Source organism: Paludibacter sp. (assembly GCF_009712605.1).
In the GTDB taxonomy this organism is placed as follows: domain Bacteria; phylum Bacteroidota; class Bacteroidia; order Bacteroidales; family Paludibacteraceae; genus Microbacter.
The window spans coordinates 524,204-546,367 of the sequence record NZ_WASO01000014.1; the positions used below are offsets into that span (position 1 = coordinate 524,204).

The 22,164-nt window shown below is 42.0% G+C and carries 26 protein-coding genes; 22 read left to right on the forward strand and 4 right to left on the reverse strand.

All coding sequences use genetic code 11. From position 1 onward, the window contains the following. Positions 1–105: 105 nt before the first annotated feature. From F8N35_RS12445 to F8N35_RS12455, 3 genes are all read right to left on the reverse strand, one after another. A complete protein-coding gene (locus F8N35_RS12445; RefSeq protein WP_293053529.1) occupies positions 106–1,305 on the reverse strand; it encodes an argininosuccinate synthase domain-containing protein in 1,200 nt (399 codons plus the stop codon). 45 nt (positions 1,306–1,350) lie between these two features. Beyond that, positions 1,351–2,007: a GNAT family N-acetyltransferase gene (locus F8N35_RS12450; protein ID WP_293053532.1), complete on the reverse strand. Its 657-nt coding sequence runs from the start codon at positions 2,005–2,007 to the stop codon at positions 1,351–1,353. An 86-nt stretch (positions 2,008–2,093) separates the two neighbouring features. Next, positions 2,094–2,579, reverse strand: coding sequence for a hypothetical protein (locus tag F8N35_RS12455; RefSeq protein ID WP_293053534.1), 486 nt, complete (start codon positions 2,577–2,579; stop codon positions 2,094–2,096). Positions 2,580–2,822: 243 nt separating this feature from the next. On the opposite strand from F8N35_RS12455, the gene F8N35_RS12460 reads away from it, so the two are divergent. The 5 genes from F8N35_RS12460 to argC all read left to right on the forward strand — a co-directional run bounded on the left by F8N35_RS12460 (position 2,823) and on the right by argC (position 6,480). Further along, entirely contained in the window at positions 2,823–3,158 is a 336-nt protein-coding gene (locus F8N35_RS12460) for a PadR family transcriptional regulator (RefSeq protein ID WP_293053537.1), read from the forward strand. 73 nt (positions 3,159–3,231) lie between these two features. After that, a complete protein-coding gene (locus tag F8N35_RS12465; protein ID WP_293053540.1) occupies positions 3,232–4,356 on the forward strand; it encodes a PspC domain-containing protein in 1,125 nt (374 codons plus the stop codon). 183 nt (positions 4,357–4,539) lie between these two features. After that, the gene (trmD, locus tag F8N35_RS12470; RefSeq protein ID WP_293053542.1) at positions 4,540–5,220 is read left to right on the forward strand and encodes a tRNA (guanosine(37)-N1)-methyltransferase TrmD; all 681 of its coding nucleotides are present in this window, start codon (positions 4,540–4,542) and stop codon (positions 5,218–5,220) included. Continuing rightward, a complete protein-coding gene (locus tag F8N35_RS14580) occupies positions 5,220–5,501 on the forward strand; it encodes a DUF1294 domain-containing protein (RefSeq protein WP_363928385.1) in 282 nt (93 codons plus the stop codon). The genes trmD and F8N35_RS14580 overlap by 1 nt, the downstream gene beginning before the upstream one ends. Before the next feature lie 10 nt (positions 5,502–5,511). After that, a complete protein-coding gene (gene argC, locus F8N35_RS12475) occupies positions 5,512–6,480 on the forward strand; it encodes an N-acetyl-gamma-glutamyl-phosphate reductase (RefSeq protein ID WP_293053544.1) in 969 nt (322 codons plus the stop codon). Between the two features lie 70 nt (positions 6,481–6,550). On the opposite strand, the gene F8N35_RS12480 is transcribed toward argC, so the two are convergent. After that, complete coding sequence (locus F8N35_RS12480) at positions 6,551–8,398, reverse strand: Ig-like domain-containing protein (RefSeq protein WP_293053547.1); 1,848 nt, start codon at positions 8,396–8,398, stop codon at positions 6,551–6,553. Between the two features lie 224 nt (positions 8,399–8,622). Between F8N35_RS12480 and F8N35_RS12485 the strand changes: the two genes are divergently transcribed. From F8N35_RS12485 to F8N35_RS12565, 17 genes are all read left to right on the forward strand, one after another. Continuing rightward, the gene (locus F8N35_RS12485) at positions 8,623–9,414 is read left to right on the forward strand and encodes a cell division protein FtsQ (protein WP_293053550.1); all 792 of its coding nucleotides are present in this window, start codon (positions 8,623–8,625) and stop codon (positions 9,412–9,414) included. A 26-nt stretch (positions 9,415–9,440) separates the two neighbouring features. Continuing rightward, positions 9,441–10,763 carry a cell division protein FtsA gene (ftsA, locus tag F8N35_RS12490; protein WP_293053553.1) on the forward strand — a complete coding sequence of 441 codons (1,323 nt, stop codon included), beginning with the start codon at positions 9,441–9,443 and terminating at the stop codon, positions 10,761–10,763. Positions 10,764–10,798: 35 nt separating this feature from the next. Then, complete coding sequence (gene ftsZ, locus F8N35_RS12495) at positions 10,799–12,115, forward strand: cell division protein FtsZ (protein ID WP_293053556.1); 1,317 nt, start codon at positions 10,799–10,801, stop codon at positions 12,113–12,115. Positions 12,116–12,159: 44 nt separating this feature from the next. Further along, entirely contained in the window at positions 12,160–12,615 is a 456-nt protein-coding gene (locus F8N35_RS12500) for a GatB/YqeY domain-containing protein (RefSeq protein ID WP_068705585.1), read from the forward strand. Between the two features lie 130 nt (positions 12,616–12,745). Further along, positions 12,746–13,108 (forward strand): winged helix DNA-binding protein, encoded by a 363-nt coding sequence (locus F8N35_RS12505; protein ID WP_293053561.1) that lies wholly within the window; start codon positions 12,746–12,748, stop codon positions 13,106–13,108. A 37-nt stretch (positions 13,109–13,145) separates the two neighbouring features. Further along, the gene (locus F8N35_RS12510) at positions 13,146–13,385 is read left to right on the forward strand and encodes a DUF6132 family protein (protein WP_293053564.1); all 240 of its coding nucleotides are present in this window, start codon (positions 13,146–13,148) and stop codon (positions 13,383–13,385) included. Positions 13,386–13,403: 18 nt separating this feature from the next. Then, entirely contained in the window at positions 13,404–13,886 is a 483-nt protein-coding gene (gene trxA / locus F8N35_RS12515; protein WP_293053567.1) for a thioredoxin, read from the forward strand. Between the two features lie 5 nt (positions 13,887–13,891). Then, on the forward strand, positions 13,892–14,095 hold the full coding sequence (locus F8N35_RS12520; RefSeq protein ID WP_293053569.1) for a 4Fe-4S binding protein: 204 nt from the start codon (positions 13,892–13,894) through the stop codon (positions 14,093–14,095). A 115-nt stretch (positions 14,096–14,210) separates the two neighbouring features. Beyond that, on the forward strand, positions 14,211–14,711 hold the full coding sequence (locus F8N35_RS12525) for a DUF4199 domain-containing protein (RefSeq protein WP_293053572.1): 501 nt from the start codon (positions 14,211–14,213) through the stop codon (positions 14,709–14,711). A gap of 34 nt (positions 14,712–14,745) precedes the next feature. Further along, on the forward strand, positions 14,746–15,699 hold the full coding sequence (locus F8N35_RS12530) for a glycosyltransferase family 2 protein (RefSeq protein ID WP_293053575.1): 954 nt from the start codon (positions 14,746–14,748) through the stop codon (positions 15,697–15,699). A gap of 68 nt (positions 15,700–15,767) precedes the next feature. After that, complete coding sequence (locus tag F8N35_RS12535; RefSeq protein ID WP_293053578.1) at positions 15,768–16,292, forward strand: hypothetical protein; 525 nt, start codon at positions 15,768–15,770, stop codon at positions 16,290–16,292. Positions 16,293–16,361: 69 nt separating this feature from the next. After that, a complete protein-coding gene (locus F8N35_RS12540; RefSeq protein WP_293053581.1) occupies positions 16,362–18,371 on the forward strand; it encodes a hypothetical protein in 2,010 nt (669 codons plus the stop codon). Positions 18,372–18,437: 66 nt separating this feature from the next. After that, the gene (locus F8N35_RS12545; protein WP_293053584.1) at positions 18,438–18,956 is read left to right on the forward strand and encodes a nitroreductase family protein; all 519 of its coding nucleotides are present in this window, start codon (positions 18,438–18,440) and stop codon (positions 18,954–18,956) included. Positions 18,957–18,960: 4 nt separating this feature from the next. Then, entirely contained in the window at positions 18,961–19,431 is a 471-nt protein-coding gene (locus F8N35_RS12550; protein ID WP_293053587.1) for a DUF6452 family protein, read from the forward strand. Continuing rightward, positions 19,388–20,134 carry a DUF6048 family protein gene (locus F8N35_RS12555; RefSeq protein ID WP_293053590.1) on the forward strand — a complete coding sequence of 249 codons (747 nt, stop codon included), beginning with the start codon at positions 19,388–19,390 and terminating at the stop codon, positions 20,132–20,134. The genes F8N35_RS12550 and F8N35_RS12555 overlap by 44 nt, the downstream gene beginning before the upstream one ends. Before the next feature lie 14 nt (positions 20,135–20,148). Beyond that, complete coding sequence (locus tag F8N35_RS12560) at positions 20,149–21,045, forward strand: acetyltransferase (RefSeq protein ID WP_293053593.1); 897 nt, start codon at positions 20,149–20,151, stop codon at positions 21,043–21,045. After that, positions 21,042–22,070, forward strand: coding sequence for a glycosyltransferase family 2 protein (locus F8N35_RS12565; RefSeq protein ID WP_293053594.1), 1,029 nt, complete (start codon positions 21,042–21,044; stop codon positions 22,068–22,070). The genes F8N35_RS12560 and F8N35_RS12565 overlap by 4 nt, the downstream gene beginning before the upstream one ends. Positions 22,071–22,164 lie beyond the last annotated feature (94 nt).

Genomic DNA, 22,164 nt, shown 5'->3' on the forward strand with positions numbered 1-22,164 from the left:
TTTCGTGGAGTTCTTATCCCAGACCAACGATTTTATCGCTTTGACAAAAAAAATCAGCAGTTTTCCTGGAAAAGCTGCTGATTTTTGCACGAATTTTCTGAGTTATTATTTTTCGTTTCTTTTTTGTACGTTGTAATAAATCTTCATTTGGTTAGCAAGAATCTTGGTAAAGCCTTTTACATCATCAGCTGACCACGCACGATTCACTTCGCCATATTCTCCAAAATCCGTTTTCATAAGGTCAAACGAACTTTCAACACCTATCAACGTGTAGCTGTAAGGGCGCAACTGTATTTTAACTGTGCCGGTTACATTTTGCTGAGTGCTCTCCAAAAACTTCTCCATATCACGCATTACAGGTTCGAGATACTGAGCTTCATGCAGGAACATGCCGTACCAGGTACCCAACTGATCTTTCCAATATTGTTGCCACTTGGTAAGCGTATGCTTTTCAAGCATTTTATGAGCATTAATGATCAAAAGAGCTCCGGCTGCTTCAAAACCTACGCGACCTTTAATTCCGATAATAGTGTCTCCGATGTGCATGTCACGACCGACTCCATATGCAGCTCCGGCAGCTTCAACAGCACGAATGGCTTCAATTTTATCTTCAAAAGCCACTCCGTTTACTCCACAAATTTCGCCTTTATTGAAATCAATCGTCAGTAATTCTCCATCGTTCTTTGTAATCTGACTTGGGTAAGCTTCTTCCGGCAATGTCTGATCCGATTTTAATGTCTCTTTGCCACCCACACTGGTTCCCCACAGGCCTTTATTAATGGAGTATTCCATTTTTGTAAAATCTGCCACATAACCGTGTTCCTTCAGATAATTAATCTCATATTCACGAGTAAGGGTCATATCACGAGTCGGAGTAATAATTTCAATTTCAGGGGCTAAAACCTGAAATGTAAGATCAAAACGAACCTGGTCGTTACCAGCACCAGTGCTTCCGTGTGCTACATATTTAGCACCTATTTTCTTTGCATATTCAATAATTGCAATTGCCTGAAAAATACGCTCAGAACTTACGGAAATAGGATATGTACCATTACGAAGTACATTCCCGAATACCATATATTTGATGCTTTTTTCATAATATTCCTTGGTAACATCAAGCGTTGCGTGAGTAGCTGCCCCAAGTTTAAAGGCTCGTTCTTCAATACTTTTCAACTCCACATCTGAAAATCCGCCGGTATTTGCAATTGCCGTATGAACTTCATAGCCTTTCTCTACTGATAAATATTTGGCACAAAACGAAGTATCCAACCCGCCACTAAATGCCAAAACTAATTTTTCTTTCATACTATAATATTTTATATCGTATCTTCGCAAGCGAAGGATAATTATTTATTCTTTTGACTTTACGTTCACCACCTTCTTGTCGGTCTTCTTTTTGGGTTTGGGGAAAAGCTGAGAAAACACTTTTTTCCATGCACTCTGTGTTTTCTTTTCTGTAGCATGTTCTTCCGGATCATACAGCATACCTGTACACAAACACATTTTATAGTTATTGCGCTTCAGGATATCAAAATTCACACATGCTTCGCAACCCTTCCAAAAGGCTTCGTCGTGTGTCAGTTCTGAAAAAGTCACAGGTCTGTAACCCAATTCAGAATTGATTTTCATAACCGCCAGTCCTGTCGTCAATCCAAACAATTTTGCGTTTGGAAATTTTTCTCTCGACAAGTCAAACGATTTTTTCTTAATGGCTTTTGCCAATCCCTGTCCTCGGAATTTTTCAACAACAATAAGACCTGAATTAGCGACAAATTGCTTATCGCCCCAACTTTCGATGTAGCAAAAACCCGCAAACTCACCATCTTCGGTTAATGCTATTATAGCTTTTCCTTCCAATATTTTCTTTTCAATATATTCGGGCGAACGCTTAGCAATACCGGTTCCTCTTTTTGCGGCTGCTGCACTAATCGTGTCCAATATGGTATTAACATACCCTAAATGGCTTTCATTGGCAACCACAATTTCAACTTTTGCTCCTTCTGACATTTTATATTTTACATTTTAGGAATGAAACTTGATAATAACTCAGGTAGCTACAAACTGCCCTCTGTTTTTCAATGAACAATTGTTTTTTACGTCGTTTTTTCTGCTTTTATTTCAGGAAAAAGTTCTGATAATAGGGAAAGGACTTCTCTTCTGGACGATTTTTCATTGAGAGCCAGAAAAATTGTATCATCACCCGCGATAGTTCCCAAAATCCGGTTATCTGCATAATTATCAATACTCCAAGCCAAAGCACTGGCAAAACCGGGACTTGTCTTTATCACCCCCATTGTGCCGGTAAAGTCAATAGAAAGGATGCCTCCGGGAATACGGTTTGTCGATTTTGTGTTACTTTTTGCGCGGCCGTACTCTACCACTTTACTCGAGAGAGAGTAACGATAACCACTTACTGTCGGAATTTTTGCAACTTTCAGCTGCTTCAAATCACGGGATAACGTGGCCTGAGTCAAATCGAAACCACTTGTTTTCAAGACATTCAGCAGTTCATCCTGACTGCTGATATTGAAAGAAACGATAATCTCCTTGATTTTGTCTAAACGGTCTTTCTTTCCCATTGTGAATTTTTATTCATTTATGGGCGCAAATTTATACATAAAAAACGAGCAAAGCAAGTCCATTTATAAGTTTCAAACAACATTTTGCAAAGTTTTACAATTGACTCATTTTCGCGTTCAAATGGAAAAATATAGTTCTATGTATTGCAATGTACTATTTTTTGCATTATCTTTGTACTGTAAAAAGAAATCAACGGAGACATATAAAACTTTATTCGATTAAATATCAAACATAAGAACAACATGAACGCAGATAATGTAAAATCTCAAATGAGAAAAGGCATTCTTGAATATTGCATTCTGTTAATTCTGGACAAAAAGCCATCATATGCTTCAGATATTATCACAGCACTCAAAGAAGCCAAAATCATTGTAGTTGAAGGAACCCTTTATCCGTTACTCACGCGATTAAAAAATAGTGATCTGCTAGCTTATCAGTGGGAAGAATCCACGCAGGGTCCTCCCCGAAAATATTATTCACTAACAGAAAAGGGAGAACTATTCTTACTGGAACTGGAAAAAGCATGGGACGAATTATCCGAAACAATTTCGGCAATTCGTAACAATGTCAACAACTAAAGAATATTTTATAAAGACAAGAATTAATTTTGCATATATAAAAAGTCAGCAAGACTAAAAAACTACCGCCATTATGAAAAAGACAATTTCTATCAATCTGAACTGTACTGTTTTCCAAATTGATGAAGATGCATACCAAGCTTTGAGCGAATACCTTGAAGCTGTATCTAAGCACTTGCAGGAAGAAAACGGACAGTCGGAGATTATGACTGACATTGAAGCGAGAATTGCCGAACTCTTTACAGAGCGACTCAATAAATCAGGGCAAGTGGTTACCATTGAACTCGTAAATGAGATCATCGGGATAATGGGAAGACCCTCCGATTATGGAGAAGAAGAGCCCGAATCTGAGGAAAAGAAAGAATCTGCTTCAACTTATTATCATTCATCTTCGAAACGTATTTATCGGGACCCCGAAAAAGCACTGTTAGGTGGTGTTTTAAGCGGACTTTCTATCTACTTAGGAATTGATGTAGTTTGGCTGAGAATTCTCTTCGGCTTATTATTATTAGCCAGTGCTGGCACTTTTGTCCCTGTATATCTTTTATTTTGGATTGTTATTCCTAAAGCAGAAACCACTGCTCAACGCATGGAGATGCACGGAATTGATGTAACAATTGAAAACATAAAAGCAGAAGCCAACAAGGTAAAAGAACGGTTTCAGGATTATGTGAAACCCGAAAATATTGATAAAAAAAAAGAGCAAATTAAAGCTGAAGCCTACCGTGTAAAAGACAACGTAGAAGGATACGTACGATCAAACGAATTTCAGCACGGAGTTCAAGAGGTTGGTTCAACAGCGAACCGTGTTGCCCGTGGATTTTTCAAAGGGTTGTTTGCTTTTATTGCTGGCGTTGTAGGCCTGACCGGAGCTATTATAGTTATGGGACTGGTGATTGCATTAATTCTCTCACTAATTGAACCATCATGGTTTTTTGTCCACTTCCCGAATGAAGCTGTCAGCGCATGCTTTTTGAGCACCGGTAACATTGCTATGGTACTTGTGGCACTTCTGGTTTTAATCGGAGTCCCTGTCTACATGCTGTTTTACATTGCCATAAAAGTACTATCGGGCGACGCACATCTATCTTCGACGTCAAAATGGGTGGCTCTGCTGCTTTGGTTGGCCGGTCTGTTTTTATTGGTAAGTCTCAGTTCTCAATTCGCATACCTGCATTGGTTTACCGATTTACTGTAAACCACTCTTTCAATCTCTTGCAACAATGCTCATAAACGATCCATAAGCATTGTTGCTAGAGATTTTTCTTTTTAAATCAATTTAGAGAGCAAGTTACACTCAAATTCTGAATTGGAATGGCATCCTACTTAGGAAATTGCTTTCCCGTCAAAAAATCGCTATTTTTGCAACAAAATTGCAGATATGCGCATTGATATACTCACAGTCCTTCCCGAATTATTAGAAAGTCCTCTGAATCATTCTATTGTAAAACGTGCCCAAGACAACGGTTTAGTTGAAATTGTAGTGCATAACCTGCGTGATTATTCGCCGGACCAGAAACATCACCGTGTGGATGATTATGCTTTTGGAGGAGGTGCCGGAATGGTAATGCAGGTAGAGCCGATTTTCAGAGCAATCACAGCACTAAAGGAAGAACGCGACTATGCCGAGATAATTTATACTTCGCCGGATGGGGAAAAATTTGCACAACCCTTGGCCAACAGGCTTTCGATGGGAGGCGATTTGCTTATCTTGTGCGGGCACTATAAAGGCATCGATCAACGCGTAAGAGACCACCTGATTACCAAAGAAATATCCATCGGGGATTATGTATTGACGGGTGGCGAATTGGCAGCCGCGGTAATGACTGATGCCATTGTTCGCTTAATTCCTGGCGCTATCGGAGATGAACAATCTGCCCTTTCTGATTCATTTCAGGACAACTTACTGGCGCCACCGGTTTATACAAGGCCGGCTGACTTTAATGGCTGGAAAGTGCCGGAAATTCTGCTGTCGGGCCATGAAAGAAAAATTCACGAATGGCAATTTCAACAGTCCATGGAAAGAACTAAACTCCTCAGACCGGATCTACTCAACGACTAATGAGTCAATATGTTATTTTATATTTAGGGATCATCAATGTGCTTAGCTGCATTTTGTTTTCATGGGACAAAAGAGCCGCAAAGAACGGGTTAAGACGTGTTCCGGAAATGCGGTTACATCTTTTTGAATTAATGGGCGGAGTGTTTATCAACTGGATACTGATGTACACAATCCGACATAAAAACAAGAAATTCAGCTATTACGCTGTTACATATCTTCTGCTCTTTCTATGGATAGCTGCAATAATGTACCGGAAAAATATCTTTTTTATATACGCATAATACCAACACTATGATAAAAACTGGAATAATTGGCGGAGCCGGTTACACAGCCGGAGAATTGCTCAGATTGCTTATCAATCACCCTGAAGTAGAAATTACGTTTGTACACAGCGGAAGCAATGCCGGAAACAAAATTACGGCAGTACACAGCGGTTTGCTCGGAGAAACCGACCTTGTTTTTACCGATAGTCTGGAATTGTTACCGGCAATAGACCTGCTTTTTTTCTGCACAGCGCATGGCGATACAAAGAAATTCATTGACAGTCATGAATTGCCGGCAAGCCTAAAAATCATTGACTTGTCGACCGACTACCGGGCAAAAAGAGATGACCACGATTTTGTGTACGGACTCCCGGAGCTTAATCATGATGACATCGTCAAAGCTCAACATATTGCTAATCCGGGATGCTTTGCTACCGCGATTCAGCTGGCGGTATTACCTTTAGCAAAAAACGGTTTATTGAACGAAGTACATGTGAACGCCATTACGGGTTCTACCGGAGCCGGGGTGAAACCGGGTTCTACCACACACTTCAGTTGGAGGAACGACAACATTTCGGTTTACAAAGCATTTGAGCACCAACATCTTGCCGAAATAACACAGTCGATAAAGCAATTACAATCATCATTTGAAGCTCCGATTAATTTCATCCCTGTGCGCGGAGACTTTGCCAGAGGAATCTTTGCAACGGTTTATACCGAATGCGATCTCACTATCGAAGAAGCAAAGAAATTATACAGCGATTATTATCTTGCCCATCCGTTTACCATTGTTGCTGACAGTAACCCGGATTTGAAACAAGTGATCAACACCAACAAATGTGTGTTGCACCTGGAAAAACATGGCAATAAGTTGCTGATAATATCCGTTATCGACAATCTGTTGAAAGGGGCTTCGGGACAGGCCGTCCATAACATGAACCTGATTTTCGGGCTTCCCGAAAACACGGGACTAAAGCTCAAACCGATCGCTTTCTGATATTGATTATACCATATAAAACAAACCCCGAAGAATCTGTTGAATTTCTTCGGGGTTTGTTTTATATCAATTAGCGGCCTCCGCTGCTACCTGATTTCTCGGGCTTTTTTACTATTTCTCTTGGCTTTTGCTTGTCAAGTGGAATTTCTGTCGGATTCCAGTCCTGCTCAATATCCCAATTGGCCCGCAATGTGATTTTTGAAGGGAAATAATAGACCTGTTCCGGATCACGCTTCTGCTTGTAATTACCGGTATCCCAGTGTCCGTTATCATTCGCGTCGATATACATTCGCAGGTAATAATCGCCAGGGAGTAAATAACTGAATGTATTCTGGCTCGGTTTTGCCTTTAGGGTTCTTACCACTTCATCTTTATTATTCAGCAACTCCAATACTGTATGCTCTGTAAACGGAGCAAGGTTGATTATAAGCGACGCATAATCTTCCAAAGCCCTTACTTTGAACGCTTGCTTGTAAGTATCGTTCACCAAGCCTTTCCAGTTGGTAAACATCGCCGAATCCATCTCCAGTTTATAGTGGGTATCTGGTTTCCATGGATATGACATGGAATAAATCAATCCGACATCATCATCCCGTTTAAGATGCATGACCGCAGGCTTCCAAAGCGTATCCACCTTCACGTAAAAATGCAGTTTGGATGAATCGATCTTCACCACCGGCGACTCAAATTTGAAATAAATGCGTCTATCAATATCTACATCCTGTCCCAAATCGGAATTAATTCTCCATGTTTCAACTTTCTTCTTAGTTTCTTTCCCCGCTTTGCTGTTCGTCGCTGCAGAAGCTTTTTTGGGGTGATGAAATTTGAACAAAAGAGTATCTGTGGTGGCAATCAGGTTGCCCACCGAATCTGACTTGTGATAATACAATGCCATTTTAAGCGTATCCATCTTTGCCGCAATTGTATCTTTAATCCAATAAGACAACGTATCATTTTTTATACTACGTTGCAACAACGGAGGTTGCTTCCATTTAAAATTCAATGGCTTAAGAACAGGCAGCGTATCATTTTTCGCACCAAAAAAGAGAGTTATCTTATCCTGAGTTAACCGTTCGCTCTTCACTAAGCGCTGACGCGAAAACTCTTCTTTATAATAGCGCAAAACAAGCGTATCCGGCAAAAACCGGACATAGTTCACTTTCATTATGGTATCAATCTTAGCAGAATCTGTTCGAATAGTATCGTTTCGCACATCCATTTTAGAAGATGTCTGAACAGGATTGGAATACACCGCTACACCTTCAGCCGGCTGATCAAAGAAGAAATTACCGTTCTGGTCATTCAAAGCAAACACCCGGTACTTTCCATTGCGAACCCCCTTGATTGAAAACGTTCCTTTTTCACTGGTTTTTGCAACTCGCAGCAATGGAATATGCGTAAAAGCAGAATCATTCAAATTTCCATGAATTCCGGCAATAATATTCGGAACTGGATCGAGCGTATGAGCATCCAGAACCGTACCGGCAATCTGCATCGTGTCAATAGACGCACCTGTGGAGAAACTAAATGCAAAATTTTTCAGTACATTCTTCTCGTTATTGTCAGCCAGAGATTCTCCAAAATCAATTGTGTAGGTCGTATTTGCCTTGAGTGAATCGTTCAACACAATCGACACTCTCTTACCGATAGCTTTAATCGTTGCCGGTTCAATCTGCGCCGGAGAAACAACGACTTTTTCTGACGGATTCGTTAATTGAACTATTTCGTCAAAATAAAGATCAATATGTTTCGCTGTTACATTTGTTTGTTGCACAGCAGGAACACTTCTCAACAAAACCGGAGGAGTAATATCCTTAGGTCCGCCGGTAGGACCCATTCCCCTGTTCGCACAAGCTATCAGCAAAACACTGAAAACTAAAACTATAAAATAGCTGAATGTATTATATCTGAATTCCATCTGAAAGGAAATACGCATTTAATTAATTAAGGCACAAAAGTACGAATGTTTTTCGATTTACGATAGCAAAACTAAAATGGAGGCAACCTCCAATTACAAAAGACTTTATCTTTCAATACGGTTTTATTTAAAATGAGCCAACAAGAAAAATGACTTCAACGTTGTTTTTTCTTAATATTAACATCTCTCACAATAGACTTTTTTCTATCTTTGTCTCCTATATTATGAAAATTCGCTGGAAAATAGTATTCATTTCAATCGGCTGTTTATTAGTCGTTTCCTACTTGATTTTTGCCGGAGTCTCGTTTTCAGGCAGATTATCGACTGAGGTTTGTCATGGTGTGCAGGTTACTGTGGAAGACAGCTCAAAAATTGGATTCATCACCTCAAAAGAAGTATTCAGATTGCTTGAGAGCCGCAATCTAAATCTGGTCGGTCAAACGATGAAACATATCGATATCGGAAAAATTGAACGCGAAATCAGGAAAAACCCGTACATTGACAAGGTAGATTGCTACAAAACACTTGACGGAAATGTCAAAATCAGCGTCTGGCAACGACAGCCTATCGTACATGTGATGACTACCGAAAATTACTATTTGGACAACGATTTTCACAAAATGCCATTTGTACCCGGATATTCCACATACGTACCTATCGTTTCGGGAACTGTGAGTCAAACATATATCCGCTACAAGCTATTCCCTTTCATTCGCTTTCTTCAGGGGAATGAGTTTTGGAACGCTCAGATTGAACAAATTTATGTACAAAACGATTCTACAGTGGAGTTAGTTCCCAGAGTCGGTGACTATATTATCAACTTAGGATCTGTAGACCGATACGAACAAAAGCTTGGGAAACTGATGGAGCTTTACAACAAAGCTTTTAACACGATCGGATGGAACCGATATTCCTATATAGATTTGCAATACAGGGACAAAGTGATTTGTTCAAAGAAATCGGATGAACCCGTTCCCGTAAAGCAGGAAGTGGAAGGTAGCGAACCAATACAATAAGAATTAAGGTAAGGAAGAAAAAGATTATGGATACAAACAATATATACGTTGCCCTTAATATCGGAAGTTCCGAAATTACAGCAATGGCCGTTCAGAAAAACGAAGAAGGTCAGCTACGAGTTCTGGGTGTCGAAACCGGCAATTCGGAAGGTGTCCGCTATGGGGAAATTATCAACCCCAGTAGTGCCAGTGCTGTCGTAAACCGCTTACTCAAGCTTTTGGAAAACCGCATTGGACGAGATATCGGGCAGATATATGTAGGGCTTAACGGGCGTTCACTTAAAACGCTCAAAGCATCCAACGGGCGTCAATTGAACAGCGGTGCTGAAGTTACAGACGTACTCCTTCACGAAATGATTAGTGAAGTTAGAGACGCAAAAACTGAACAAGGCGCCATTTACGAAGTCTACATGCAGGAAACCAGAGTTGATGATGAAATTGAACCATCACCAATTGGTTGTCTGTGCGAAAAGATCGTGGCAAACTACCGCGTTATATTAGGCAAACCTGAACTCAAAACCAATATTGAGCGGTGTATAGAACGAACCGGATACGGGCTGGTCAACACCCCTATTCAAATTGTAACGACGGCAGACGCTCTTTTATCCAACATTGAAAAAGAGCAGGGCTGTGTATTAGTCGATTTCGGGGCTCATTGTACCTCGCTTGCAATCTTCCACCACGGTTACCTGCGTTATTTATCGGTAATTCCGTTAGGCGGAAAAAATATCACCAAAGATATTACCAGTCTCGAACTACCGGAAAATATTGCCGAGCAAATCAAAATTCAGTTTGCCAATGCAATACGATCCACAGTAAATCCATCGCAGCGCATCACTATAAAATCGGAAATACCGGGGATGGAGCCGAAACGGATACCGCTTCAAACGCTCGCTATGGTTACCGAAGCACGTGCGGGCGAGATTCTGGATCTGATTTTTGTACATATTCAAAAATCAGGGTTAGCCGGACATTTGGGAGCTGGCATTATTATTACCGGGAATGCGTCCAAACTGCAAAACCTGGATGCCCTCATACAACAAAAAACACAACTACCGGTTCGTCTCGGGACACACAACCTGCATCTGGAAGACGGCACCAACGAACGTTATTATGACATTCGTTATTCTCCGTTGGTCGGGCTCCTATTGTCGGCTGATATGGACTGTGCCTATCAGGAAGAAGAAAAAGCTATTGAGACCGGCAAGCCGGAAAAACCGCAAAAGCCAGCTAAACCGCCTAAAATCAAGCGCAACAACGTTTTCAATAAAATCGGAGGCAAAGTTGCCAACAGCTTAATAAACTTATTCAGCGAAGAAGAGGAATCTTCGAACGAAAACAAGAATTAATTCTAACGAATTGAAAATCATAACTCAACAATACTATGGGACAGGACAACGACTTAATTGATTTCATCCTTCCGATGGAAACCACTTCTATCATTAAAGTAATCGGTGTAGGAGGTGGCGGCGGTAACGCGGTAAACCACATGTTTCACCGTGGCATCACCGACGTAACCTTCATTGTATGCAACACCGACAATCAGGCTCTTCAAAAGTCGCCCGTGCCCATTAAAATTCAGCTTGGTGCGGAAATTACCGAAGGACTGGGTGCCGGCGGACGTCCCGAACGCGCAAAAGATGCAGCAATGGAGTCGTTAGCCGATATTGAAAAAGTGCTTAGTTCCAACACCAAAATGGTTTTTATCACTGCCGGAATGGGTGGCGGAACAGGAACAGGAGCTGCGCCTGTTGTTGCAAAGGTAGCTAAAGACATGGGCATCCTGACGGTAGGTATCGTAACTATCCCGTTTGCTTTCGAAGGCAAGAAGAAAATCGCTCAGGCTTTGGACGGCGTGGACGAAATGGCAAAATACGTTGATGCTCTGCTTGTAATCAACAACGAAAAGCTCCGTTTGATCTATCCCGACCTTGAACTGTCGAATGCATTTGCTCAGGCCGATGATGTATTGACCAATGCCGCAAAAGGAATTGCCGAAATCATTACCGTTCCCGGGTATATCAACGTTGACTTTGCCGACGTATACACCATCATGAAAGAAGGTGGCGTTGCCATCATGAACACCGGTTTTGCAGAAGGTGAAAACCGTGTAAGCCGTGCCATAGAGGATGCGCTTCACTCTCCGCTGCTCAACAACAGCGATATACGTGGTGCTAAGAAAATATTACTGAATGTCTATTGTTCCAACTCGAACCAAATCAAGATGGAAGAAGTGGCCGAAATCAACCGCTTCATGGAATCTACCGGTTCGGATATGGAAGTGATCTGGGGTGCAAGTTTCGAAGACGGATTGGAAGACAAGGTAAAAATTACAATTATAGCTACCGGTTTCGGCATCGATCAGATTCCCGATATGATTGGAGACAAGAATATCGAAGAACTTCATTTTGCAAAGAAGTCGAAAGAGCCGGAACTGGAGATAATTCGTCCTGTGATTGCGACAGCGCCTGTAGTGGAAGCGCCTAAACCATCGCCCACGCCTGCGCCGGCAGCAACTCCGACCCCTACTCCTCAGGCAGAACCACTGCAACCGGCTTCCAACAAGCAAATGGACAGGTTCTACGGCAACACAATAAAAAAAGACATGTCGCAATTGAGCTTCATGCTGGAAGATATTGACAATGACGACACTTTGTCTGAAATTGAGAATACGCCTGCATATCTGCGCAAACAAAAATAATTTTAATCCGTTACACAAGGATACTAACCTGAAAAATAAACGTTATGGGACTTTTTGAAAAAGTGAGTGATGATATTAAGGCTGCAATGCTTGCCAAAGAAAAAGTAAAACTGGAAGCTCTCCGTGGAATTAAGAAAGAATTTCTTGAAGCAAAAACAGCCAAAGGATCAGATGGAGAACTTACGGACGAACAGGCAGTGAAAATTCTGCAAAAGATGGTAAAACAGCGTAAGGATTCTGCTTCTATTTACACAGAACAAGGCCGTCCTGAGTTAGCTGAAACCGAACTGGCTGAAGCCACCGTAATCGAAGCTTATCTTCCACAGCAAATGAGTGACGAAGAATTGACCGCTGCCATTCAGGCTATTGTAGCACAGGTTGGCGCTACAGGCCCGAAAGAAATGGGTAAAGTAATGGGAGTTGCAAGCAAACAGTTGGCCGGTAAAGCTGAAGGCAGATTGATTTCAGAAAAAGTAAAAAGCATTCTCAATTCTCTATAATATAATTCATTGAAATAAAACAGAATATCTATTCGTAGCTGTTCTGTTTTATTTTTTTATAATTATTTTCCATTGGAAATTATTTATTTTGGAAATTATCATTTTACCTTTGCATCAAAATAGAAGAGAAATGAACGATACACAAAGAGCAAATTGTATATGCACGCTGCGTAACATTTACAAAGCCATCGGAGAATGCGAGCAACAACTGATACAAGAATTCGGGTTAAATCTGAATGAGGCGATGACTCTTTGTACGCTGAACAATCAATCCTTGTGTGCTTCCGAGATTGCAGAAGCGGCTGGAATGCAATGTTCACAGACATCCAAAGTCATCAAGTCGCTTGAAGATAAAGGCCTTTTAGAACGCCAACTAGGCAAATCAGACAAAAGGAATATGTTTTTTGTACTGACCGAAACAGGCGACAAAGTGCAGAAACAAATAACACAGCATCAACTCTGTGTTCCTGAAATACTCAAACAGTTCATTTAGCTCCAAATCATCTGATATTTTCTAAACAATATACACAATGAGACAAAAAATTCTTCAATTCATAAAAAAGAACATACTGATAGTTGCCGGTATTGCCGTCGGAGCAATAGGAGGATTTCTTTACTGGAATTTCGTAGGATGTACGTCCGGGCACTGCCCCATCACCAGCTCGCCGGTCAATAGCACGCTATACGGAGCACTCATGGGAGGTCTGCTATTCAGCATGGGTAAGCCGGACAAAAAGAAAGACAAAGAAAAACCTGATACAACAGAATAATTTCAAAAACGAATTCACATGACCCGCACATTATTATTCAGCATCATATTGGCATTCACGACGCTATCGTGCAGTGCAAAAAAAGAAACAAAAACAGTGAACAACAAACAAACAGAAAATAAAATGGGAACAATAGAACTAACTAAAGCAGATTTTCTTACCAAAGTGATGAACTTCGAGAAAAATCCCAAAGACTGGGTTTTTCTGGGTAACAAACCGTGTATCATAGACTTTTATGCCAATTGGTGTGGTCCCTGCAAAATGCTTTCACCCATCATGGAAGAGCTTTCGCATGAATACGCCGGCAAAGTCGACTTTTACAAAATAAACACAGAAGAACAACAAGAGCTTGCTGCCTTATTCGGAATACAAAGCATCCCCAGCATTCTATTCTGCCCGATGGGAGAAAAACCTCAAATGGCAATGGGAGCGCTACCTAAAGAGACCCTAAAACAGGCAATCAATGAAGTCTTGTTGAAAAAGGCTGAAGCAGTAAAATAAAAAATATGGCTTTGATAATCGACAGCAATCTATGTCCTCAAAACCATAGATGCCCCTTGATAAATATATGCCCCACAGGAGCCATCACTCAAGCCGGATTCGGTTTACCAGTGATTGATCGTTCCAAATGCATTCAATGTGGTAAATGTGTCAGGAAATGCGGAATGGCGGCCATTCACGCAGATCCGGTTAGTATGGCCATGCAATAACGGATTCAGCCGACAGACAAGAAAAACCACTTTAATTGCAAAAAATTTTCCCTACTTTTGTACGTTAAAAAGTAGGGATTTTTTTATTTAAACGACACTGATACTGATTCAATAAATGGAACCAAGCAAAACAAAATATGCCATGCAATATGGCTTGTACTTAGGAGTTTATATTTGTTTACGATTCTTTTTAGGATTAACTCATCTCGCTCTGTTCTCGGTCATATCTTTCATCATGCTGTTTGGTATACCTGTATTAATCTATTATGTTATCAAAAATTACCGGGACAAACAGCTGAACGGGGTCATTAGTCTCGGCGCTGCATGGGGTCTCGGCTGCGGACTTTACTTCTTTTCAGGCATGATAGTAGAACTGGTTCAGTTTGTGTATTTCCGCTTTATTAATCAGGACATTCTCGCTCAGGCCGCAGAAGCTGCGAAAGTGATGTATGAAAAATTTAATGTCTCGGTTGAGAACATAAACATGATTGACAAGATTATGCAACCACACTTTTATGTGATAAGCGACTTTTTTGTATCCTTCATTTTAGGTGGATGCATCATTTCGCTCATCATCGCAGGTTTTGTTCAACGCAAAGCAAACCCATTCCAATAACACATAAAAATCACACCCATTTCGATATAAAAATATGGATATTTCAATAATAGTACCTCTTTACAACGAAGAAGAATCGCTTCCGGAGCTTTTTGACTGGATTGCCAGAGTTATGACGAAACATAACTATAGTTACGAAATAATCTTTATCAACGACGGCAGTACCGATCATTCGTGGAAAGTCATCGAACAACTGCAAAAGAAGGCTCCCGATGTTGTCAAAGGCATCAAATTCCGCCGCAACTACGGGAAATCACCGGCTCTGTTTTGCGGATTTGACAAAGCCCAGGGTGATGTTGTAATCACTATGGATGCCGACCTGCAAGACAGTCCAGAAGAAATCCCCGAACTTTACGATATGATTGTTAACCAAAAGTATGATCTGGTATCGGGATGGAAAAAGAAGCGTCATGACGGTACTCTGACTAAAAATATTCCTTCGAAAATCTACAACGCTACTGCCCGCAAGGTAACCGGCCTGAAACTGCACGATATGAACTGCGGTCTCAAAGCTTACCGAAGCGAAGTGATCAAGAATATTGAGGTATATGGCGAAATGCACCGCTATATTCCTTATCTGGCGAAAGTTGCCGGATTCAAGAAAATCGGGGAAAAAGTAGTTTCACATCAGGCCCGCAAATTCGGTACTTCTAAATTCGGATTGAACCGTTTTGTAAATGGATACCTCGATCTCTTTTCGCTCTGGTTTCTGGCAAAATTCGGCAAACGGCCAATGCACTTTTTCGGCTTTTGGGGCACCGTAATGTTTCTGCTCGGATTTATTGCCGTGCTGGTTGTCGGAGGCATGAAGTGGTACGCTCTTTCAACAGGAACCCGGTCACCGCTTGTTACATCAACACCTTACTTTTATCTGGCACTCACCACCATGATTTTAGGTACGCAGATGTTTCTTGCCGGATTTTTAGGCGAGCTCATTTCCAGAAACTCTGCCGAACGTAACAATTACAATATCGAAAAGACGATTTAAGATTTGAAGACGAAAAGTCCAGGGGCTTTGACAAATTGTAAATCGTAAATGATTAAATAGTAAATCAGATGGACATTTTTCTCGACATACTAAAATATACCTTACCAGCAGTACTGGTAGTATTTGCCACATACGTTGTTCTTAAGCAACTGCACAACGAAAACGAGAAACGCCGTCGTTACGAGTTTTTACGCACGTCTGCAGAACTTATCACTCCGGCGAGATTGCAGGCCTACGAACGGCTCACGCTTTTCATTGAAAGAATGATTCCGGATAATCTTGCCATGCGACAACCTTGCGCATCGATGACTGCTGCCGCACTTCAAAGCCAGTTACTCGAAATTATACGTAACGAATACGAGCACAATGTGTCGCAACAGCTGTATGTCGGCAACGACGTTTGGATTATGGTGAGAAATGCCAAAGAAAGTATGCTGCAGCTGGTCAACAGTTGCGCCACACGACTGCCGACCGGATCATCAGGTATAGCATTGGCACAACTTATTATTGAAACCTATAACGCTGCCAGCGGAACGACTCTCGACATCGCTCTCGATATGTTGAAAAAAGAGATGAATGAACGTTTAGGATAATCTCCAGCCGGCATTTAGCCGTCACCAAGCCTGAAAAGAATGAAAAAGAACCTGTTTAAACTCATCGTTATGGCACTACTGACATCTGTTTGTGTATCGTCTATGGCTGCCAACTCTAAAGCTATTTCTCCCAAAACCGTTGAAACCACCATTACCGGCATGGTTAGCAAATTTGGCAACAATGACCTAATGGTGAAGGGTGTGCACCAGACTGCATCTTTCTGGACTTTACAGGATGGCTCCGAAGCTGATTTCACACGTTTCTGCAATGATAATTACGCATCCACACCGGAAACAAAAAAAGCCTTATATTCGAAACTATCAACAGCATTTGAAACGCTGACAGGCGGTTACAGCACGATGGACGTCCACCTGAAGATGCCGGTTCACATTGATGGTCCAGCCATCACGCCGGTCGACGAACTTTTTGCCGGCTACGATGTCGCTGCACACTTTCAGGATGATATGTTTGCCAACAAGATTGCTTTCATCACCATGCTGAATTTTCCGTTTTACTCACTTCAAGAGAAAAATGAGGCCGGTAAACTGTGGAACCGAGAACAATGGGGTTATGCACGCATGGGTGACATGTTTATCGAACGTGTACCGGCAGCGCTCAATCAAAACATTTCGGCTGCCTCAATGGCAGGAGAGAATTACATTGCCGAGTACAACATCATGATGGGGCATCTCGTAAACAACAAAGGGGAGAAATTATTCCCGGCTTCGATGAAACTGCTTAGTCACTGGAACCTGCGTGACGAACTCAAATCGGATTATGCTGACAAAAAACGCGGCCTTGAAAAACAACAGATGATCTATTCTGTAATGAAACACATTGTGGATCAAACCATTCCTGCCGACGTTATCAACAACCCTGCATATGAATGGAATCCTTACCAGAATAAGACATGGAAAGATGGTAAAGAAATTACTCTTGCTGCTGAAGGTAACCGACGTTACAGCATCCTATTGAACCAATTCAAGGCTCAGAAAGCAGCAGACGCCTATAGCCCGCTCTACCCGACTTACATACAACGCTCGTTCGATCATGGAATGGAAATCTCTTCTTCAGAGGTTGAACAGCTTTTCACTTCATACCTGTCGTCGCCGCAAGTGAAAGAAGTTGCAGCGGTGATCAGCAAGCGACTGGGACGTAAACTGCAACCGTTCGACATCTGGTACGACGGGTTCAAGGTAAGAAGCGTTATCCCGGAAGATGAACTGACCGCTAAAACGCAGAAGTTATATCCGACAGCACAGGCTTATGGTGCTGACATGGCAAATATTCTGAAAAAACTTGGTTTTAGCGAAAATGAAGCACACCGCATTGCGCAAAACGTTGCTATAGATCCGGCACGAGGATCAGGTCATGCCATGGGATCGGAATCCAAATCCGAAAAAGTACGGTTGCGTACCCGCGTGGGAGCTAACGGAATGGATTATAAAGGCTATAACATTGCCACTCATGAGTTCGGACATAACGTGGAACAAACCATTAGTCTGCATGACGTTGACGATTACATGCTGCGTGGCATCCCAAACACGGCTCATACAGAGGCGCTTGCCTTTGTTTTCCAAAAACGCGATTTAGACCTACTGGGATATTCAGGCAAAGTTGAAAACCTTGAAGCACTTCAAACACTCGATACATTCTGGGATGTTTACGAAATTATGGGAGTTTCGCTTGTTGATTTGCACACATGGCAATGGCTTTACGCACATCCTGATGCTACGGCAAACGAACTGAGAGATGCCGTAGTACAATGCGCTAAAGACGTATGGAACCGTTTTTATGCACCGGTACTCGGAGATAAAGACTCCCCTATTCTGGGCATTTATTCGCACATGATCAATGATCCTCTATACCTTTCAAACTATCCTTTTGGCTTTCTGATCCAGTTCCAACTAGAGCAACATTTCACAAAAGAAACACTGGCTTCTGAAATAGAACGAATCTATTCTCAGGGAAGATTTACGCCACAGATATGGATGAAAGGAGCTGTAGGTAAAGAGATTTCGACACAACCCTTACTGGATGCTACCGAAGCTGCGCTTAAAAAAATAGCCCATCAATAATTTGTCTTTACCGAACAGGATAAATTTTCTAACTTTGAACTTGCAACTTTTAATTTTGAATATCATATGAGCTTTATAGAATTTGCCCGCAAACGTCATTCTGTGCGTAGTTTCAAGGCACAGTCCGTAGAACAGGAAAAGATTGAATATCTGCTTGAAGCAGCACGTATCGCACCCTCGGCTGTAAATTTCCAACCGTGGAAAATGATTGTAGTAACAGACAAAGCTCTGCTTAACCAGTTACAGGATTGCTATCCACGCGAATGGTTCAGCACTGCGCCGGCATGTATCGTTGTTTGCGGCGACCACAACAGATCGTGGAAACGTTCTTCCGACGAAAAAGACTATTGCGATGTGGATGTGGCCATTGCCATTACACACCTCACTCTGGCGGCTGCCGATCAGGGATTAGGTACTTGCTGGATATGCAATTTCGACGTACGCAAATGCGTGGCTGCATTGTCTATCCCAAAACACATGGAACCCATTGCTTTAATTCCGGTTGGTTATCCTTCCAACCCAGACGACTTAGTGGTGGAAGAAAAACAACGCAAACCTTTATCTGATCTGGTGGAATATCGTTAAACGAATGAACAAACTGCTTTCTATAGCCTTATTCTTGCTTTTGGCCGCTGCTTATATAGCCTGCACCAACGACAACAGCTGTCACGAAAATCGTTATGTAGTAATGACGTCTAATTTTTACACAATTAAGAACGACACTACCAAAACGTTTACCGTTGACAGTATTTGGGTAAAAGGTTTGGGAAATGATTCTTTGCTGTATTCTAACTCCAAGTCGGTGACTTCTATCAGTATGCCTTTGCAGAAGATGAACGATACCAGCAGGTTTGTCATCCGGTTCAACACCATTTACGATACGCTGACTGTAATTCACGCTAATATCCAAAAGTATCTGTCGCTCGAATGTGGTTGCTTGGTGACGCACAAACTGGATTCTACCAAATTATCTTACACTCAGCACAAAGTAAAACGAATAAAAGTAAAATACGATAATGTCAGCACTACAAAACGGGAAAATCTCCAGATATATTTTTAGCTTGTTGGTGCTGATCGTTTGTATTCCGGGAGTTATGGGTCAACAAAACAAAGATCGTAAACCTCCGGTAAAGCAGGCAGCCAAGAAGCCTGTAGCAAAAAAGGCAGAACCACAGCCCTTGCTCAGGGCAATATCGGTTCAGGCTGACGTTGCCGGCCCCTTTATCAGCAAATTACAAAGCTCGGGAGTATCCTATTTCGAAGCTTCCGCTGACCTGAACCTCCGCAACAAATGGTTTCCTGTATGGGAAATTGGTTATGCCAATATCAATCATATTGCCGACGAGGGAGGTCAATATATCGCCAAGGGGATGTACAACCGTATCGGGATCAACGTCAATCTTTTGAAAACAAACAATCCGAAACAAATCGCACAATCTACCCTGTTTGTCGGACTGCGTTTCGGTTTTTCGCCTTTCAGTTATGACATTCGTAACCTTCCTTTGGCAGACGAATACTGGAAAACCGGCACTGTGACAAATGCCAACGATCTGAAAGCCTCTGCAAAATGGGGTGAGTTTGTAGCCGGAGTCAGGCTCAATGTATTCAAAAACATAACATTGGGATGGAGCGGACGCCTGAAAATGGGATTATCGACCGGCGCCCAAACCTATTCTCCATGGTATGTTCCCGGATATGGCATCACAGGTGGCACCGTCTGGGGCTTCACTTACAATATCGGATATACCATACCCCTCAAATAAATCGGAGTTGGCTGATGAAAAAACTTAGCGATACATTAGGTTATTACATTTTCTACGCATTTGCAGGAACACTTGCATGTTTGCCGTTACCTGTGCTTTACCTGATTTCGGATATTGCAGCATTCTTTGTTCACAAAGTTGTTCGCTACCGCCTGAATGTTGTAAGAATGAATCTTCGCAATTCATTTCCTGAGAAAAATGACGCAGAACTCAAAGCTATAGAAAATAAGTTCTATCGCCACCTTTGTGATTATGGCGTTGAACTGATAAAGATGACCCGCATCTCAGAAAAAGAGTTAGACAAACGGATAACAATCGACAATTTTGATCTGTTTTACGAACAACTCGACAAAGGGAAAAACATCATTCTGCTTCTTGGTCATTATGGCAACTGGGACTGGCTCTCAACGCTTGAACGCCGGTTTCGCCCGGGTGTAACACTGGCAGCTGTTTACCGTCCGTTAAAAAACCCCGGCATCGACGAGCTTTTCATTAAAGCGCGGGAACGATTCGGCACATTCAATATTGCGAAGAACAACACGTTAAGAGCGATGATACGGATCAAGCAAAGCAAACAGCCTCACGTTGTTGCCATGGTCTCGGATCAAACGCCTTCGGTAAACAATCTGGAATACTGGAGCAACTTTCTCCATCAGGATACACCGGTACTTACAGGCATGGATAAAATAGCCCGACAACTTGATTTTTCAGTATATTATATTGATTGTCAGGTTGTAAAACGGGGTTATTACAAAGCTACACTGTCGATTATTGAGAGCGATCCGGCTTCTTTGCAACCCTATGAAATATGTGAACGCTTTATTCGTAAAGTAGAGCAAACCATACAACGTGATCCGGCTTTTTACCTCTGGTCACATAAACGCTGGAAACACAAAAGAGAAAAAGAATGAAAATCAGCATTGTTATACTGAATTATAATGGAAAACGCCACATGGAACGTTTTCTGCCGTCGGTAGTGCAACACACCACCACCGCCGATACCGAGATTGTAATTGCAGACAATTGTTCTACAGACGATTCTATTCAGTTTTTGAAAAGCACATACCCGCAGTTGCGCCTGATTCAGCTCGACAAAAATTATGGTTTTGCCGGAGGCTACAACAAAGCTTTGGCTCAAATTGAAGCCGAATACTTTATTTTGCTCAATTCTGATGTGGAAGTCACAGCTGGTTGGGTGGAGAATCTGGAAAAGATAATGGATGAACAACCGGAAGTTGCAGCCTGCCAGCCTAAGATAATGGCTCTCAACGACCGTGCTCGCTTTGAACATGCCGGAGCCTGCGGCGGCTTCATCGACCGGCTGGGCTACCCCTTTTGCCGTGGACGCTTGTTCTCATCTCTGGAAGAAGACAAAGGTCAATACGACACCATACGGGAAGTTTTCTGGGCAACAGGTGCCTGCCTGTTCATACGCTCCAAAGAATTCTTTGATGCCGGTGGCTTCGACGATACCTTTTTTGCTCACATGGAAGAGATCGACTTGTGCTGGCGTTTGAAAAGCCGCGGACGTTCTATTTTATGTATTCCGCAAAGCACCGTCTATCACCTTGGAGGGGGCAGCATGAGTGCTAAAAACAGCCGAAAGACCTATCTCAATTTCCGCAATAACTGGAGCATGTTATACAAAAATATGACCGACGAAGAATTGCAAAAGATTGCTTTACCTCGCTTTGTGCTCGACTATGTGGCTGCAATGCAAATGCTTTTGACGGGGCAATTCAAGCACGCTTTACAGGTTCCTAAAGCCCGAAAAGATTATAAAGCCCTCCGTAAAGATCTTGCGGCCAAACGGGAAACCAACCTGCGCCTCGCAACGGTTGCCAAACCTTCAGGCGTGCTCACCAAAAGCCTTTTACGGATGTATTATCTGCAAGGCAAAAAATGCTTCAGCCAATTGGAAAACCTGATACGCTAACACAAAAAATAAGCCACGAAGATTTGCAATCATCGTGGCTTATTTTTTTATATGATTATCCGCAAAGCGACCGCTAAACACCGGAGGTGTTGTC